Source organism: Rhodobaculum claviforme, from assembly GCF_016653255.1.
Lineage (GTDB): Bacteria > Pseudomonadota > Alphaproteobacteria > Rhodobacterales > Rhodobacteraceae > Rhodobaculum > Rhodobaculum claviforme.
On the sequence record NZ_NHSD01000135.1, the window covers coordinates 1 to 16,597 of the forward strand.

General features: G+C 70.0%; 17 protein-coding genes and 1 pseudogene. 13 read left to right on the forward strand and 5 right to left on the reverse strand.

The genetic code is table 11. From position 1 onward, the window contains the following. Positions 1–186 (reverse strand): annotated as a pseudogene (locus CCR87_RS04125) (hypothetical protein); the annotation flags it as partial. A gap of 149 nt (positions 187–335) precedes the next feature. Next, positions 336–1,427 carry a TRAP transporter substrate-binding protein gene (locus tag CCR87_RS04130; RefSeq protein ID WP_201156306.1) on the reverse strand — a complete coding sequence of 364 codons (1,092 nt, stop codon included), beginning with the start codon at positions 1,425–1,427 and terminating at the stop codon, positions 336–338. A 430-nt stretch (positions 1,428–1,857) separates the two neighbouring features. Between CCR87_RS04130 and CCR87_RS04135 the strand changes: the two genes are divergently transcribed. The 3 genes from CCR87_RS04135 (at position 1,858) to ilvN (ending at position 5,150) form a co-directional block, all read left to right on the forward strand. Beyond that, positions 1,858–3,633: an acetolactate synthase 3 large subunit gene (locus CCR87_RS04135; RefSeq protein ID WP_201156307.1), complete on the forward strand. Its 1,776-nt coding sequence runs from the start codon at positions 1,858–1,860 to the stop codon at positions 3,631–3,633. 194 nt (positions 3,634–3,827) lie between these two features. Next, entirely contained in the window at positions 3,828–4,550 is a 723-nt protein-coding gene (locus CCR87_RS04140; RefSeq protein ID WP_201156308.1) for an FkbM family methyltransferase, read from the forward strand. A 39-nt stretch (positions 4,551–4,589) separates the two neighbouring features. Beyond that, positions 4,590–5,150, forward strand: a complete 561-nt coding sequence (ilvN, locus tag CCR87_RS04145) for an acetolactate synthase small subunit (protein WP_201156309.1) — start codon at positions 4,590–4,592, stop codon at positions 5,148–5,150. A 61-nt stretch (positions 5,151–5,211) separates the two neighbouring features. On the opposite strand, the gene CCR87_RS04150 is transcribed toward ilvN, so the two are convergent. Next, the gene (locus CCR87_RS04150; protein WP_201156310.1) at positions 5,212–6,084 is read right to left on the reverse strand and encodes a dihydrodipicolinate synthase family protein; all 873 of its coding nucleotides are present in this window, start codon (positions 6,082–6,084) and stop codon (positions 5,212–5,214) included. A gap of 151 nt (positions 6,085–6,235) precedes the next feature. Here CCR87_RS04150 and ccmA point away from each other — a divergent pair, with 151 nt between their 5' ends. The 6 genes from ccmA to CCR87_RS04180 all read left to right on the forward strand — a co-directional run bounded on the left by ccmA (position 6,236) and on the right by CCR87_RS04180 (position 9,744). After that, positions 6,236–6,862 (forward strand): heme ABC exporter ATP-binding protein CcmA, encoded by a 627-nt coding sequence (gene ccmA, locus CCR87_RS04155; protein WP_201156311.1) that lies wholly within the window; start codon positions 6,236–6,238, stop codon positions 6,860–6,862. Positions 6,863–6,962: 100 nt separating this feature from the next. Next, positions 6,963–7,619: a heme exporter protein CcmB gene (ccmB, locus tag CCR87_RS04160; protein WP_201156312.1), complete on the forward strand. Its 657-nt coding sequence runs from the start codon at positions 6,963–6,965 to the stop codon at positions 7,617–7,619. A 55-nt stretch (positions 7,620–7,674) separates the two neighbouring features. Beyond that, positions 7,675–8,415: a heme ABC transporter permease gene (locus tag CCR87_RS04165; RefSeq protein WP_201156313.1), complete on the forward strand. Its 741-nt coding sequence runs from the start codon at positions 7,675–7,677 to the stop codon at positions 8,413–8,415. Further along, positions 8,415–8,594 (forward strand): heme exporter protein CcmD, encoded by a 180-nt coding sequence (gene ccmD / locus CCR87_RS04170; protein WP_201156314.1) that lies wholly within the window; start codon positions 8,415–8,417, stop codon positions 8,592–8,594. The genes CCR87_RS04165 and ccmD overlap by 1 nt, the downstream gene beginning before the upstream one ends. Beyond that, positions 8,587–9,126 carry a DsbE family thiol:disulfide interchange protein gene (locus tag CCR87_RS04175; RefSeq protein WP_201156315.1) on the forward strand — a complete coding sequence of 180 codons (540 nt, stop codon included), beginning with the start codon at positions 8,587–8,589 and terminating at the stop codon, positions 9,124–9,126. Before ccmD ends, CCR87_RS04175 begins: the two co-directional genes overlap by 8 nt. Positions 9,127–9,150: 24 nt before the next feature. Beyond that, positions 9,151–9,744: an inner membrane-spanning protein YciB gene (locus CCR87_RS04180; RefSeq protein WP_201156316.1), complete on the forward strand. Its 594-nt coding sequence runs from the start codon at positions 9,151–9,153 to the stop codon at positions 9,742–9,744. Positions 9,745–9,763: 19 nt separating this feature from the next. Here the strand turns inward: CCR87_RS04180 and CCR87_RS04185 are convergent, their stop codons facing one another. Next, complete coding sequence (locus tag CCR87_RS04185) at positions 9,764–10,522, reverse strand: VPLPA-CTERM sorting domain-containing protein (protein ID WP_201156317.1); 759 nt, start codon at positions 10,520–10,522, stop codon at positions 9,764–9,766. A gap of 142 nt (positions 10,523–10,664) precedes the next feature. Further along, the gene (locus CCR87_RS04190) at positions 10,665–11,135 is read right to left on the reverse strand and encodes a YbaK/EbsC family protein (protein ID WP_201156318.1); all 471 of its coding nucleotides are present in this window, start codon (positions 11,133–11,135) and stop codon (positions 10,665–10,667) included. A 101-nt stretch (positions 11,136–11,236) separates the two neighbouring features. Between CCR87_RS04190 and CCR87_RS04195 the strand changes: the two genes are divergently transcribed. From CCR87_RS04195 to CCR87_RS04210, 4 genes are all read left to right on the forward strand, one after another. Further along, positions 11,237–14,038: a [protein-PII] uridylyltransferase family protein gene (locus CCR87_RS04195; protein ID WP_201156319.1), complete on the forward strand. Its 2,802-nt coding sequence runs from the start codon at positions 11,237–11,239 to the stop codon at positions 14,036–14,038. Positions 14,039–14,061: 23 nt separating this feature from the next. Beyond that, positions 14,062–14,361, forward strand: coding sequence for a hypothetical protein (locus CCR87_RS04200; RefSeq protein WP_201156320.1), 300 nt, complete (start codon positions 14,062–14,064; stop codon positions 14,359–14,361). Between the two features lie 145 nt (positions 14,362–14,506). Then, positions 14,507–15,748: an META domain-containing protein gene (locus CCR87_RS04205; RefSeq protein WP_201156321.1), complete on the forward strand. Its 1,242-nt coding sequence runs from the start codon at positions 14,507–14,509 to the stop codon at positions 15,746–15,748. A 67-nt stretch (positions 15,749–15,815) separates the two neighbouring features. Continuing rightward, positions 15,816–16,597 (forward strand): rhomboid family intramembrane serine protease (locus CCR87_RS04210; RefSeq protein WP_201156322.1); only part of this gene is annotated, 782 nt, incomplete at its 3' end.

Consider the following 16,597-nt stretch of genomic DNA (forward strand, 5'->3'; position numbering starts at 1 on the left):
CAGCACATAGACCAGAGCGGCCAGCACCCCCTCGCCCGTGGCCAGAACCGACCCCGCCCCGGGCAGGCCGCGCCAGTGGACCAGCCAGTTCTCGACCAGGAAGGCAAACGCCACCGTCACCGTTCCCCATGCGAACAGCCGCAAGAAGAACGCCACCGGCCCGCGCGCAGGCACCGCATAGAGCATGGTTGGTCACCCTGTCGTCGGCGCCGTTGCACGCGCATGGCCACTGGCCCGGCGGGGCGCCTCTTTCTGGTTTGGGACGGGGGCGCGCAGCCGTCAGGCCGCGCGCCCCCGATCTCGATCACCGCCCTGACGGGTGCGGTGCGGGGACCTCAGAGGCCCAGCACACGGTTGCGGTTGCGCGCGAACTGCTGCTCCGAGATCGACAGCCAGTGGCCGACGTCGGCGCGCGCGCTCAGGAACGCCTGGTGCATGCGCTCGGCAAGCTCGTCGTGCTGGCGGACCTCGTCAAAGACCTCCTCGGCGGCGTCGCCGAAGGCATCGAAGATGTCCTCGTTGAAGTCGCGCAGCTGCACGCCATGGTCATTGATCAGCCGCGCCAGGTACTGGCCGTTGTTGGCGTTGTACTCCGCCATCATGCGGTCGTTTTCCATGTGGCAGCAGGCCTGGATCGCGCGCTGCTGCCAGGCCGGCAGGCTGGTCAGCCAGGACTTGTTGAAGGTCAGCGACAGCGACGGGCCGGGCTCCTGGGCGCCGGGGTTGTAGTAGAACCGCGCGGCCTCGTGCAGGTTGAGGAAGTAGTCGTTCCACGGCCCCACCCATTCGGTGGCGTCGATGGTGCCCGACACCAGCGCCTCGAAGATCTGCCCGCCGGGCAGCGACACGACCGAGGTGCCCATCTTGGCCATCATGTCGCCGCCGATGCCGGGGATGCGCATGTTCAGGCCGCGGAAATCGGCGGGCGAGTTCATTTCCTTGTTGAACCAGCCGCCCGGCTGGCAGCCGGTGTTGCCCGCGAGCCAGCCCTTGAGGCCGTAGCGGTCGCCCAGCTCGTCCCACAGCTCCTGGCCGCCCATGTAGTGCATGAAGGCGTTCTGCTCCAGCGCGGTCAGGCCGAACGGCACCGAGCAGACATAGCAGAACGACGGGTGCACGCCCTTCCAGTAGTAGTCGGCGGCATGGAACGCCTGCGCATTGCCCGAGGCGACCTCGTCGAAGACGTCAAAGGCCCCCACACGCTCGCCCGCGGCATAGTATTCGGTGGCGATGGCGCCGTCCGTCGCCTCCTCGATCAGGCCTGCCAGACGCTGCGCCGAGGTGCCGAGGCCCGGAAAGTCCCGCGGCCAGGTCGACACGATCACGCACGACGTGCGGCCTTGTGCCACCGCGGGCGCAGCCAGCCCCGCCGCCGCCGCGGCGGTCCCGCCCAGGGCCGACGTCCTGAGGAATGAGCGACGATCCATGAAAAACCTCCCGTTTTTTCGTTGTGCAGCGCCGGACAGCGGCTGCATCGCGGTTTTTATACACGAGCGCGGCGATGTGAAAAGACACAAATCCCCGCCCCCCGGCCGCCCCGCGGCACCCCCGGCGGCGACCGGATCGCACGAAAAAGTTGCGCGCCGCAAGATGGTCCTCGCAATATTCGCAAAGCCCAGGGGCGACCCTGCGACACTTTCGGTGGGATTTTGGTGGTTGACCTCCTACCGGCCCCCTCCTAGTGTCCGCCCGAAGACAGGGGAGGCGTGTATGCGCGACGACCGGATCGTAGGGGTAGGGGCGCGGCGCGCGGGCGGGTGAGGGACCCCTCCCCCACGTCCTGTGCGCCCCCGCGATCCGACGGGGGCTTTTTTTATGCGCGCGACCGCGCGCCGACGAATGGAGACGGCAGTGAACATGGCGAATGTGACAACCCAGACCCGGCGCGAGATGACGGGCGCGCGCATGGTGGTCCAGGCGCTCAAGGATCAGGGCGTCGAGGTGGTGTTCGGCTATCCCGGCGGCGCCGTGCTGCCGATCTATGACGAGCTGTTCCAGCAGCACGACATCCGCCACATCCTGGTGCGCCATGAACAGGGCGCCACCCACATGGCCGAAGGCTACGCCCGCTCCACCGGCAAACCCGGCGTGGTGCTGGTGACCTCGGGCCCCGGCGCCACCAACGCGGTGACCGGCATCACCGACGCGCTGATGGATTCGATCCCGCTGGTGGTCATCACCGGCCAGGTGCCCACCTTCATGATCGGCTCGGACGCCTTCCAGGAGGCCGACACCGTCGGCATCACCCGCCATTGCACCAAGCACAACTGGCTGGTGAAGGACACGAGCCAGCTGTCGGACATCCTGCACCAGGCCTTCCACGTCGCCACAACCGGCCGCCCCGGCCCGGTGCTGGTGGACATCCCCAAGGACGTGCAGTTCGCCACCGCCACCTACACCCCGCGCGAGGCCGCCCGCACCGCCCACTACAAGCCCGCCACCAAGGGCGACCCCGAGATGATCGCCCGCCTGGTGGACCTGATGGAGCGCGCCGAGCGCCCGGTCCTCTATACCGGCGGGGGGGTCATCAACTCCGGCCCCGAGGCCAGCCGCCTGCTGCGCGAACTGGCCGACGCCACCGGCTTTCCCGTCACCTCCACCCTGATGGGGCTGGGCGCGTATCCGGCGTCGGGCAAGAGCTGGCTGGGCATGCTGGGCATGCACGGGACCTACGAGGCGAACCTGTCGATGCACGGCTGCGATCTGATGATCAACATCGGCGCGCGGTTCGACGACCGCATCACCGGGCGGATATCGGACTTCTCGCCCAACTCGATCAAGGCGCACATCGACATCGACCCGTCGTCCATCAACAAGGTGATCCGCACCGACGTACCGATCCTGGGCGACGTGACCGAGGTGCTGCGTGACCTGCTGGCGGCATGGAAGGCGCGCGGATCGCGCGTCAACCGCGAGGGGCTGGCACAATGGTGGGCACAGATCACCGAGTGGCGCGGCGTCGACTGCCTGGGCTTCCGCAACTCCGACAGGATCATCAAGCCGCAGCACGCGCTGCAGCGGCTGGAGGCGCTGACCAAGGGCCATGATCGCTACATCACCACCGAGGTCGGCCAGCACCAGATGTGGGCCGCGCAGTACCTCGGGTTCGAGGACCCCAACCGCTGGATGACCTCCGGGGGCCTCGGCACCATGGGGTATGGCCTGCCGGCGTCGATCGGCGTGCAGGTGGCGCATCCCGACGCGCTGGTCATCAACGTCGCGGGCGAGGCGTCGTGGCTGATGAACATGCAGGAGATGGGCACGGCCGTGCAGTTCCGCCTGCCGGTCAAGCAGTTCATCCTCAACAACGAGCGCCTCGGCATGGTGCGCCAGTGGCAGGAGCTGCTGCACGGCGAGCGGTACTCGCAATCCTGGTCCGAGGCGCTGCCCGACTTCGTCAAGCTGGCCGAGGCGTTCGGCTGCAAGGGCATCAAGTGCGACGACCCCGCCGATCTGGACGACGCCATCATGGAGATGCTGGCCTATGACGGCCCGGTGGTCTTCGACTGTCTGGTGGAGAAGCACGAGAACTGCTTCCCCATGATCCCCTCCGGCAAGCCCCACAACGAGATGCTGCTGGGCGAGGCCGAAACCCAGGGCGTCATCGGCGCCGAAGGCGGAGTGCTGGTGTGATGGACACTCGCGCAAGCGAAACCACGCTACAGATGCGAAATGCATCCATTTCAGCTCAAATATTGGCGCATGCAGGACGCAGATATCCCTTTGCGAGCGGACGCGCCAGAATAGCGAACTCCAAACTTGCAAGGAAGTTCCTGCCGCCCAGCGGTGCTTGTGTCTGGACTAGCGTAGGAGCCGGACGTTGCCTTGTGCCCCTCGACGATTTTGTTGGCCGAACGGCGTTCTTCTTCGGGGACATGGACTGCAAGCTAACGCAGGTTGCGGCGCTTTGCATACGGCCGGGGGATACAGTGCTTGACGTTGGGGCGAACCTTGGCGTCGTTTCACTGCATCTAGCCAAGCTCGTTGGCGCTAGAGGAACGGTGCATGCGTTTGAACCTTCACCGCGCGCTCTGCCGTTTCTAAAGCGCACCTTTCAGGATCAGCCACACCTCCCGGTAAAGATTCATGAAATTGCCGCCGGAGCAGCTGATGATGAAATCTACCTTAATGTACCAGAAGGAAATGCGGGCCAAGGCTCCTTTATTCACCACGCTGGAAGAGCCGCCGCAGATCGATTCATGGTGCCAGTTCGCCCGTTACGAAGCGTTCTCAAGGAAGAGCAAACTGGCAAGGTTTCGTTTGTAAAGATTGATGTAGAGAGTTATGAGGCGGAGGTTCTGGAAGGCCTTCTGAACGCATCACAGCTTCCGCCTCCCTCAGTTATTGTCATGGAAGACTTTGAAGGACGGGAGGGTCGTGCGCAGAAAATTTTGAGAAGCTTCGAGTATGACATATTTGGAATAAGAACGGGGAGCGCTTGGCGGGCGCGCCTTGTTGCTTCGGACAGGCCGGGCTTCGATGCATGCAGTGAGTTTGTAGCTGTCCACAGGGAATCTGGGAACGAAGCACGAAAACGCCTCAAGATTTAGCAAGAAGTCGCCCGACCGGCAAAGAACTGGAAATTTAAAATGTCGCCGTTGAACATCGAAAAAGGCTCCTCGAAGCATTCCGCCTATGACCTGCGCGCCAGTTTTTCCGAGGTGGAGGAGACCCACACCCTGGCCGTCGTGGTGGACAACGAACCCGGTGTGCTGGCCCGCGTGATCGGGCTGTTCGCCGGGCGGGGCTACAACATCGACAGCCTGACGGTGGCCGAGACCGACCACACCGGGCACCGCTCGCGCATCACCATCGTGACCACCGGCACGCCGCAGGTGATCGAACAGATCAAGGCCCAGCTGGGTCGCATGGTCCCGGTGCACGAGGTCCACGACCTGACGGTCGAGGGCGCGGCGGTGGAGCGCGAGCTTGCGCTGTTCAAGGTCGCGGGGCGCGGAGAGGCCCGGGTGGAGGCGCTGCGGCTCGCGGATGTGTTCCGCGCCAATGTGGTCGATTCGACGCTGGAAAGCTTCGTGTTCGAGATCACCGGCTCCACCCAGAAGGTCGACGCCTTTGCCGAGCTGATGCGCCCGCTGGGCCTGGTGGAGATGGCGCGCACCGGCATCGCGGCGCTGGCCCGCGGGACCTGACACCCCCCGCACCCGCGCGCGGCGGCGGGGACGCCCCCGCCACCGCGCCCTTCGCCCGCTGTCACACCGGCAGCGTCAGCGCCGCCAGCCGCGCGGCCTCGGCGGCATCCGGCGCCATCAGGGGCGCGCGCGGCGCCGCGTGGCCCGGATCGTCGTGCAGCCGCGCCACCAGCGCCTTGATCCCGGGGATCAGCCCCGGCCCCGCCAGCTGCGCCCGGAACGCCGCCACCGCGTCGCGCAGGGCCACGTCGTCGGGCGTTTGCCACAGCCGCTGCGCCAGCGGCGCCGACAGGTTCACCGTGGCCGAGATGCAGCCCGCGAACCCGCGCGCGCGCGCCACCGCCAGCGCGGTCTCGTCGCTCGGGAACACCTTGAACCCCGCCCGCCCCGTCAGCGCCCCGGCATAGGCCAGATCGCCCGAACTGTCCTTGATCCCACGGATGCGGTCGGGATGCGCCTGCGCCAGCCGCGCCACCAGCGCGGGCGCAAAGCTCAGCCCCGTCATCTGCGGAAAATTGTAGAGATAGAGCGCGATCGGCCGATCCGCCGTCGCGGCCACCAGCGCGTCGAAATACGCCGACAGCCCGGCCTCGGACACCCCCTTGTAATAGAACGGCGGCAGCACAAGCGCCGCGCCAAGGCCCAGCTTGGCGGCATGGCGCGTCAGCGCCACCGTCGTCTCCAGATCCGCGCAGCCGGTGCCCACCATCAGCCGCGCCGGCTCCAGCGCCGCGGCGGCGGCCGACATCAGGGTCATGCGGGCGGCGGCGGGAATCGACGTGGCCTCGCCGGTGGTGCCCAGCACATTGAGCGCGTCACACCCGTTGGCCATCAACCAGCGCGCATGCGCAACGAACCGCACCGGATCCGGGGCATCGCCCGAAAACGGTGTCGTGATGGCGGCAATGACGCCGCCGATGGCGTGGTCGGTCATGGATCCCCTCCGGTGGTTCGGCGCGCAGATGACCCCAGCGCGCGGCCGGACACAACCGCCCGCGACCCGTCCGCTGCCCGCCCGCTGCCCCGGGGCCTGCGGCAAGCTGTGCATCTTTCCCGCGGCGGGGCGATGCGCTAGGCAGGCGAAGATGAATCTGAAGGTGCGCGATCTGGCCGTGGCGCGGGGGGGAACCCCGGTGCTGGAGGGCATCTGCTTCGACCTGCCGGCGGGCGGGGCGCTGGTGCTGCGCGGCCCCAACGGCTGCGGCAAGACCACGCTGCTGCGCACGCTGGCGGGGTTGCAGCCGCCGCTCGAGGGAATGATCTCCGCCCCGCCCGAGGCGATGGCCTATGCCGCCCACGCAGACGGGTTGAAACCCACGCTGACGGTGGCGGAAAACCTTGGCTTCTGGTCTGCGATCTACGGCGGCGATCCAGCGCTGGGGGCGCGCGCGATGGCGGCGATGAACCTCGAGGATCTGTCGGAGCGCGCCGCGCAGACCCTGTCGGCGGGCCAGAAGCGGCGGCTGGGGCTGGCGCGACTGCTGGTGACGGGGCGGCCGCTGTGGGTGCTGGACGAACCCACCGTTTCGCTCGATGCGGGGTCGGTGGCGCTGTTCGTGGCCGCGGTGCGCGCGCATCTCGCGGGTGGGGGAGCCGCGCTGATGGCCACCCATATCGCTCTGGGCCTGGAGGAGGCGCGCGATCTCGACCTCACCGCCCACCGCGCCGGCCCCCGCGCCGCGCCCGGCGGCTTTGACGAGGCCTTTGCATGACCCTGCCCCGCCTGCCCTCGGACGGACCGGACCGCACCGGACCCGACACCCGGCGCCGCATCGGGTTCCGCGTCACCATCCGGCCCTGCGCGGTGCGGGCATGATCGCGCTGCTGGCCCGGGACCTGCGGCTGGCGATCCGGGCCGGGGGCGGCTTCGGGTTGGGGCTGGCGTTCTTTCTGATCCTTGCGGTGCTGGTGCCGTTGGGGGTGGGTCCGGACCCGCAGGTGCTGGCCCGCATCGCCCCCGGCGTCCTGTGGGTGGGTGCGCTGCTGGCGTGTCTGCTGTCGCTGGACCGGATCTTTGCGCTGGACTGGGAGGACGGCTCGCTCGACCTGCTGGCCACGGCGCCGATCCCGATGGAGGGGGTGGTGGCGATCAAGGCCGCCGCCCACTGGATCACCACCGGGCTGCCGCTGACACTGGCGGCGCCGGTGCTGGGGGTGCTGCTGAACCTTGCCCCCGCGGCACAGGGCTGGCTGGTGCTGTCGCTGCTGCTGGGCACGCCGGCGCTGTCGGTGATCGGCACCTTTGGCGCGGCGCTGACGGTGGGGCTGCGGCGCGGGGGCCTGCTGCTGTCCCTGCTGGTGCTGCCGCTCTATGTCCCCACGCTGATCTATGGCGCCTCGGTCGTCACCCGCGGCGCCGAGGGGTTGTCCACCGCCACCCCTCTGGCACTGCTGGCGGGGATCACGCTGGGGGCGGCGGCGCTTCTTCCCTTTGCCTCGGCCGCGGCAATCCGTATCAACCTGCGCTGAGGACATCACACGGGCGTGGCTTGAGCCACCCCCCCGACCGGATTAGGAACCACCCATGTCGCTGTGGGAATACGCCAACCCCAAGAAGTTCATGGACACCACGGGCCCGCTGGTGCCCTGGGTGGCCGGGGCCGCCGCCGTGGCGATGGCCACCGGCCTGATCTGGGGGTTTTTCCTGACGCCGGATGATTTCCGGCAGGGATCGACCGTACGGATCGTGTTCATCCATGTGCCGGCCGCGATGATGGCGATCAACATCTGGGTGATGATGCTGGTGACCTCGCTGGTGTGGCTGATCCGGCGCCACCATGTCAGCGCGCTGGCGGCCAAGGCCGCGGCCCCGATCGGCCTTGCGATGACGGTGATCGCGCTGATCACCGGGGGCCTGTGGGGCCAGCCGATGTGGGGGACGTGGTGGGTGTGGGACCCGCGGCTGACCTCGTTCCTGGTGTTGTGCCTGTTCTACATCGGCTACATCGCGCTGTGGCAGGCGATCGAGGACCCGGACACCGCGGCCGACCTGACGGCGGTGCTGTGCCTTGTGGGGTCGGTGTTCGCGCTGATGTCACGCTATGCGGTGTTCTTCTGGAGCCAGGGCCTGCACCAGGGCGCCTCGCTGTCGGTGCAGGCGGGCGAGCGCATGGCGGCGGACTACCGCTATCCGCTGTATCTGTGCATGGTGGCGTTCGGCCTGCTGTTCGTGGCGCTCGTGCTGGTGGGCACCCGCACCGAGATCCGCGCCCGCCGCATGAAGGCGCTGGAGGCGCGCGCCCGCATGACCCAGGGTCTGACGTGATGCCCGACCTTGGCCCCTACTGGCTGGAGGTTCTGGCCTCCTACATCGTGTCGCTGGTGATCCTTGCGGGGCTGGTGGCGCTGATCTGGCGCCGCAGTGCCCGCGTGCACCGCGACCTGTCGAAGCTGGAGGCCCGGTCCCGCGCCGCGCCCCGCACCGGAGAGCACGGAAATGGGTAAGATCCGCCCGCTGATGTTCATCCCGCCGCTGCTGTTCCTGCTGCTTGTGGGGGTGTTTCTGGTGGGCAACTTCCGCGAGGACCGCAACGAGCTGCCCTCCACCCTGATCGGTCGCGAGGGGCCGGAGATGGTGCTGGGCGAACTGGACGGACGTGCCGCCTTCGTCAACGAGGACCTGCGCGGCGGCGAGGTCAGCCTCGTGAACTTCTGGGCCAGCTGGTGCCCACCCTGCCGCGCCGAAATGCCGTTCTTCGCCGACCTCACGGCCCAGGGCTTCACGATCTATGGCGTCAACGCCCGCGACGACCCCGACAACGCGCAGGCGTTCCTGAACGAGCTCGGCAACCCGTTCGCCGGCATCGGCACCTCGCGCGATGGGCGCGCTGCCATCGACTGGGGCGTCTATGGCATGCCCGAGACATTCGTCGTCGACGGCGAGGGCCGCGTCGTCGCCCGCTTCGCCGGCGAGGTCACCGAGCGCGTCTGGCGCGACCGCCTGCTGCCCGCCATCGAGGCCGCGCGCGCGCGCTGACCCTCCCCGAGCAAGGACACCGCCATGCCCCCCGCGAACCCGAAACTGAAGGCCGCGCTGGAATTCGGCCCGGTGCTGGCGTTCTTTGCCGGCTACGTCGCCCTGCGCGAGCGCATGTTCGAGATCGGCGGCCAGGAATACGCGGGGTTCATCGTCCTGACCGGCGCGTTCATCCCGGTGTTCCTGCTGGCGTCCTGGTTGATGTACCGGCTGGTGGGGCGGGTCTCGCGCATCCAGGTCATGACGGTGGTGATGGTGGTGGTGTTCGGCGGCCTGACGGTCTGGCTGAATGACGAGCGGTTCTTCAAGATGAAGAGCACGCTGGTGTTCGGCCTGATCGCGGGGCTGTTGTGGATCGGGCTGGCGCGCGGTCAATCCTGGCTGGAATACGTGATGGAGGGGGTGATCCGCCTGCGCCATGAGGGGTGGATGACCCTGACACGGCGGCTTGCGTGGTTCTTTGCCGGGCTGGCGGTCGCCAACGAGGTGATCTGGCGCTCGCTGTCCACCGATGTGTGGGTCACCTTCGACACCTTCGGTCAGCCGGCGGCGGTGTTCGTGTTCTTCATGGCCCAGGCCCGTCTGATCGAGGCGCACATGATCGAGGACGGCGACTGACGCCGCCGCCCCCCACCGATCACCGGGCGCGGCGCCGCCCAGCCACGCCCAGCGCGCCCAAGCCCGCCAGAAGCAGCCATCCCGCCGCCGGCAGCGGGATCGGCGCCGCCCCCTGCTGGATCCCGGCATAGGTCACGTTGGCCTGGCTGTAGTTGTAGAACCCGAACGATCCGTTGCTGAAGGACCCGTTGATCTCGATCTCGGTGGTGCCGTCGACCACAACCTGCACCCGGGTCGCGGTGAACACCAGTTCGAACGTATAGGTTGCGAAGTCGGCCCATCCCGTCGATCCCAGCGTCGTGGCCCGCGCGAGTTCCTCGATGCCGGGGCCCTGGTGACACCACGCCATGCTGCCGGACGTCAGCGGCCCGGTCACGCGCGAAATCGCAAGCCCAACCGCCCCGGTGCAGCCGCCCAACGACTGGGTCGCCTGCTTCCAGTCGATCAGCAGGTAATCGGCCGTGGCCGACGACAGATCCCCCGCGCGGTAGCCCAGCACGAACCCCACGAAATCGTCGTCCGTGGAGGTATTGACCCGAATCGTCCCGCTCAGGAATTGGCCCTGGCTGTTGGTGTTGCTGTGAAACACCCCCGGCGTGGTGTTCTGCGTCTGCGTCACGGAGGTCTTGTCGGGGGACACGTTCCAGATCCCCGCCCCCTCCCTTACCCAGGTCGACAGGTCGACCGGGGCCGCCTGCGCGCCCGTCGCGCCAACCATCGCGCCGACCATCGCCCCGGTCGTCAGTGCGGCCACACGGGCCGTCTTGGCTGCCTGCATTGTCCCCTCCGCCATCATCACGGTGGCGTGAAGGCTACACCCAGATAACCCTTTTTCAACCTGAAAATTTCCCTTGGGATGAGATACACCCCATGATTGCAAAGCGCAGGCAAACTCAACCCAAGGGCGTGCCGCTACGGGATCAGGCGGTGAACGCGGCGACCTTGGCCCCGGTGATACGGACAAGGGTGGCGGGCGCGATGGCAAAGACATGGCGCGGGGTCCCGGCCGCGGCCCAGACGGTGGCAAACTCCAGCAGGCGCGGATCGGCCCAGGTCGGCACCGGGGTCAGGTGGCCCAGCGGGGCCACGCCGCCGATGGCAAAGCCGGTCTCGGCGCGCACCAGTGCCGCGTCGGCACGGCCCAGCCCCTCGCCGGCCAGTCGCGCGGCACGCTCGGGGCAGATGCGGTTGCCGCCCGCTGTCAGGAAAAGCCGGACATGGCCTGTGTCCTCGCCGCGAAAGATGATGGACTTCACGATCTGGTCGATGCCGCAGCCGACCGCCGCAGCCGCCTCCTCGGCGGTGCGGGTGGAGGCGTCCATCTCCTGGACCTCGGCGACAAGGCCGGCGTCCTGCAGTGCGGCGCACACCCGGCGCAGGCTCTTGCTCATGGTTGGCCCCTCCCTTTGCGGCGGGGATACTATGGCGCCGTGGCGCGGCGGCGCAACCCGACCCCGTTGACCGGCCCGGCACGGCGGGCCAATCATGCGCCATGGATGCCCCCGCCCCCTTTGCCGCCCGGCTGACCCGCTGCCCGCTGCCGCACGACCCGCAGGCCGGGCACGAGGCCCGCGCGGCCCTGCCCGACGCCCCCCCCGAGGTGGCCGAGCTGATCGCAGGCGCCGCCGGGTGCAGCCCGTTCCTGCGCGAACTGACCCTGCGCCATGCCGACTGGCTGGCGCCGGCGCTGGCGGGCCCGCCCGAGGTCGCGCTGGACGCAGCCCTGGGCGATGCCGACCGCCCCCTGTCCGACCTGCCGCGCGCCCTGCGACGGGCCAAGGCGCGCGTGGCGCTGCTGGTGGCGCTGGCCGATCTGGGTGGCGTCTGGCGACTGGAGGAGGTCACCGGCGCGCTGACCCGGCTGGCCGACCACGCCGTCGACACCGCCCTTCGCGCGCTGGTCGCCGAAGAGATCCGCCGCGGCAAGATCCCCGGCGCCACCCCCGACGACGCCGCCACCGCCGCCGGGATGGTGGTGTTCGCCATGGGCAAGATGGGCGCGGCCGAGCTGAACTATTCCTCCGACATCGACCTGATCTGCCTGTTCGACGACGACCGCTTCGACGGCCCGGCCGAGCAGATGGAGGCGCGCGCGGCCTTCATCCGCGTCACCCGCAAGCTGACGGCGCTGATCGCGGACCGCACCGCCGACGGCTATGTCTTTCGCACCGACCTGCGGCTGCGCCCCGACGCCTCCGTCATGCCCGTGTGCCTGTCGATGGAGGCCGCCGAGCGGTACTACGAGAGCTTCGGGCGCACCTGGGAACGCGCGGCCTGGATCAAGGCGCGCCCCTGCGCGGGCGATCTGGAGGCGGGCGCGCGCTACATGCGCCGGATGGCGCCGTTCGTGTGGCGCCGGCATCTGGACTATGCCGCGATCCAGGACGCCCACGACATGCGCCTGCGCATCCGGGCCCACAAGGGCCTCGCCGGTGCGCGCGCGCACATCCCGCTGGAGGGGCACGACATCAAGCTGGGCGCCGGTGGCATCCGCGAGATCGAGTTCTTCACCCAGACCCGGCAGCTGATCGCGGGCGGGCGCGATGCCGACCTGCGCGACCCCGCCACGCAGCCCGCGCTGGCGCAGCTTGCGCACAAGGGCTGGGTGCCCGGCATGGTTGCGCAGACGCTGACGGCCGCCTATCGCGCCCACCGCGAGGTGGAGCACCGCCTGCAGATGGTCGCCGACGCCCAGACCCAGAAGCTGCCGACCCGGCCCGAGGACATGGACCGTCTGGCGCGCTTCCAGGGGATGGGCGACACCGACGCCTGGCGGCGCGAGCTGGTCGACCGGCTGGAACAGGTGTCGGAGCTGACCGAGGGGTTCTTTGCCCCCACCGGCCAGCCCGGCGCGCGCGATCCCGACCTGTCGGAGGCCGCGCGCGCGCTGGTTGCCCGCTGGGACACCTATCCCGCGCTGCGCTCGGAACGGGGGGCGGAGATCTTCCGCCGCCTGCGCCCCGAGATCCTGTCGCAGCTGATGGCCTCGGACGATCCCGACGCGGCGCTGGCGCGGTTCGACGGGTTCATGGCCGGGTTGCCCGCGGGCGTGCAGCTGTTTTCGCTGTTCGAGGCCAACCCCCAGCTGATCGACCTGATCGTGGACATCTGCGCCACCGCGCCGCGGCTGTCGCAGTATCTGGCGCGCAACGCGGCCGTGCTGGACGCGGTGATCGGGGGCGATTTCTTTGCGCCCTGGCCCGACCGCGCGGCGCTGTCGGCGGCGCTGGGCAAGCGGCTGGCGGGGGTGGCCGATTACGAGCGCAAGCTGGACGCCGCGCGGACCTGGGCGCGGGAATGGCATTTCCGCGTCGGCGTGCACCACCTGCGCGGCCTGATCGACGCCTTCGAGGCCGCCAGCCAGTACGCCGCCCTCGCCGAGGCCTGCGTGGCCGCGCTGTGGGACCCGGTGTGCGCCGAATTCGCCCGCCGCCACGGGCCCCAGCCCGGACGCGGCGCGGTGGTGCTGGGCATGGGCAGCCTGGGCGCGGGGCGGCTGAACGCGGCGTCCGATCTGGACCTGATCGTGATCTATGACGCCGCCGGGGCCGAGGCATCGCAGGGCGCACGGCCGCTGGACGTGAAGACGTATTTCGCCCGGCTGACCAAGGCGCTGGTGACCGCGCTGGCGGCGCCCATGGCCGAAGGCCGTCTCTATGAGGTCGACATGCGGCTGCGTCCTTCGGGGCGGCAGGGGCCGGTGGCGACGGCGCTGGCGGCGTTTTGCGATTACCAGTCCAACGACGCCTGGACCTGGGAGCATCTGGCCCTGACACGCGCCCGCGCCATCGCCGGCTCCGGCGCGCTGGGTGCCGAGGTGGAGGCGTTCCGCCGCCAGCTGCTGGCGGACAAGGGCGCGGGCGCGCGGGTGTCGCAGGATGTGGCCGACATGCGCCGTCGCCTGGCCGAGGCCAAGCCCCCCCGCGGCCCCTGGGACTGCCGCCTTGGCCCCGGCCGGTTGCAGGAGATCGAGCTGTTCGCCCAGACCGCCGCCCTGCGCGCGGGCCACCCCGCCCGCACCCCCGAGGCGCAGCTTGCCGCCGGCATCCGCGCCGGATGGCCCACCCGCGACGAGGGCGAGGCCCTGCTGCGCGCCTATCGACTGTGCTGGCGGCTGCATTGCGCCGGCCGCCTGCTGAGCGACGCCGCCCCCGATCCCGAGCACCTCGGCCCCGCCGCCACGGCGTTCCTGCTGCGCGAGACCGACCGCCCCGACACCGTCACGCTGGCCCGCGACCTCGTCGCCCTCGCCACCGCCGCCGACCGCATCATCACGGCGCGGCTGGCGCCCTGATCCGTCCTCGGGAAAGCCCGCCCATGGCACAGCCCCCCCTGACGCCTGCGCATGCGGACCCCAAGGGGCTGGTGCGCGAAAGCTACCGCATCGCGGGGATCGGCCCGGCCGAATGCCGCTCGATCTTCGTCGACTGGGCGCTGAGCCTGCCGCCCGGGGTGGACACGGACGCCGCGTTGCGGGCGCTGCTGGCCGAATATGGCGGTGCCCGCGCGGACCACCCCATGACCGCCCTGCTGCAGGAGGGGCTGGCCACGCCCGCGCCCCCACCCGGGCGCCGACGCCGCCCGAGGCCGCGGCCGCGCGGGGCGCACGAGGGCTGAGACACGTCCCCGCGACCGGACCTGACATGCCCGCCACGGGACGCCGCGCCGATCCCGCCGCCGCGGTCACGCACTCCGGGGGGCTGGGCAGGCCCCACCGGCATGCTAGTGTGTCCCCCCGAGTTCGTTTGCTGAGAGACATGCCATGCGCCAGATCCGGCTCCACGCCCCGCTCGCAACCCCTGTCATCCTGGCTGTGCTGCTGGCCTCCCCCGCCCTGGCGCGCGAAATCAGCGGGACCCTTGGCTATCCTGAGCGGATCGCGCTGCCGCCGGGGGCCGAGGTGGCGCTGGAGGTCCGCGACCCCTCCGGCGCGGTCGTGGCCGAGACGCTGTTCGCCACCGAGGGTCGGCAGGTCCCGCTCGACTTTGCCCTGAGCGTGCCCGACGGCATCGACCTGACGCTGCGCGCGGCGGTGTTCGAGGGAGGGCGCCCGCTGCGCAAGACCGATCCCGTGCCGGTCGCGGGCGGTGACGCGGATCTCGTGCTGGGCGAGCTGCGGCTGCTGCCGCATATGGCGATGGGTTTTGCCACCCACCTGCGCTGCGGCCCCGAGGCGGTGACGCTGGGCTTTGTCGGCGACATCGCGCGCCTTCGGACCGCCGATGGCGTGATCGACCTGCGCCCCGTCCCCGCCGCCTCGGGCGCGCGCTTCGAGGCCGAGGGCGACCCCGGCACCTGGGTCTGGAGCCGGGGTTCGGCCGCGATGGTGTCCATCGGCGGCGAGGAGCTGCCGGAGTGCCTGCCGGCGGTCTCGGTGCCCGACCGCCCCTTTCGCGCCTATGGCCACGAACCCGCATGGGCGGTGACGCTGGACGCCGACACGCTGCGCCTGACGCTGGATTTCGGAGCGCGCGTGCTCGACTGGCCCGCCCCCGAGGCCCGCGCGATCCCGCAGGGCGGCGCGCTCTTTGCCACCGACGGGCTGGAGATGGCCGTGCAGCGCGGCATCTGTCGCGACATCGCCACCGGCATGCCGCATCCGTTCAACGTCACCGTCACCCATGACGAGACCACGCTGTCGGGCTGCGGCGGGGCGCCCGGCGATCTGCTGAGCGCGCAGACCTGGCAGCTGACCGACATCGCCGGCACCCCCCTGCCCGAGGGCGTGCGGGTGCTGCGCATGGCCTTCGACGGCGACCGCATGGCGCTGTCGGCACCGTGCAATCAGGCCTTCGGTCCGTATGCCCTGACGGGCGAGGGGCTGGGTTTCGGTCCCATCGGCGCAACCCAGATGATGTGCGACCCCGCCGCGATGGAGGCCGAGGCCGCGCTGTTCACAGCCCTTGCGGGCGTCGACCGCTTCGACATCACCGACGCGGGCGCGCTGCACCTGATCGCGGCGGACGCGGTGGTGGTGCGCGCCGCGCCCCTGTCGGACGAGTGATGCCGGTCCGGGTGCCCCTGGCCTCCGTGACGGCCCTCTTGATCCCGGACCGCGGGGACCCGGGCCGATGATCCCGCTGCGCGATCACAACCCCTCGCGGGGGACGCCCTGGGTGACGTGGACGCTGATCGCGCTGAACGTGGCGATCTTTGCATCCTATGCCCCGCTGTTCGCCGACCCACGGGCGCTGATGGCGCTGCTGGCGCAATGGGGCGTGGTCCCGGCCGAGGTCAGCAGCGGCGCGGGGCTGTCGGGCCTCGTGACGTCACAGTTCCTGCATGGGGGATGGCTGCACCTCGGCTTCAACATGCTGTTCCTGTGGATCTTCGGCGACAACATGGAAGAGGCGTGGGGCCATCTGCCGTTCCTCGGCTTCTATCTGGGATGCGGCGCGGTGTCGGGGCTGGCGCAGGTCGCGGCCAGCCCCGACAGCCTGGTGCCGATGGTGGGGGCCTCGGGGGCCATCGCGGGGGTGCTGGGGGGCTATGTGCTGCTGTTTCCGCGGGCACGGGTGGATGTGCTGTTCATCATCGTGATCTTCTTCAAGGTCGTGCCGATGCCCGCCTGGCTGATGCTGGGGATCTGGTTCGGGCTGCAACTGCTGGGCGGGGTGGCGGCGGACCCGGACGCGGGCGGCGTGGCGTACTGGGCGCACGCGGGGGGCTTTGTCGCCGGTGTGGCGCTGACGATGCCGCTGTGGCTGCGCCGGGGGGGGCCTGCGTTCTGGGCCCGCACCCAGGGCGCCCCCCCGCACCCCGAGGCCCGCTATCGCCGGATACGCAGCCATGTGCCCGCTGCCGGACGCCGCCGCGGTCCACACGCCAGCGTGGCCGTGCGCGGCCCCTGGGG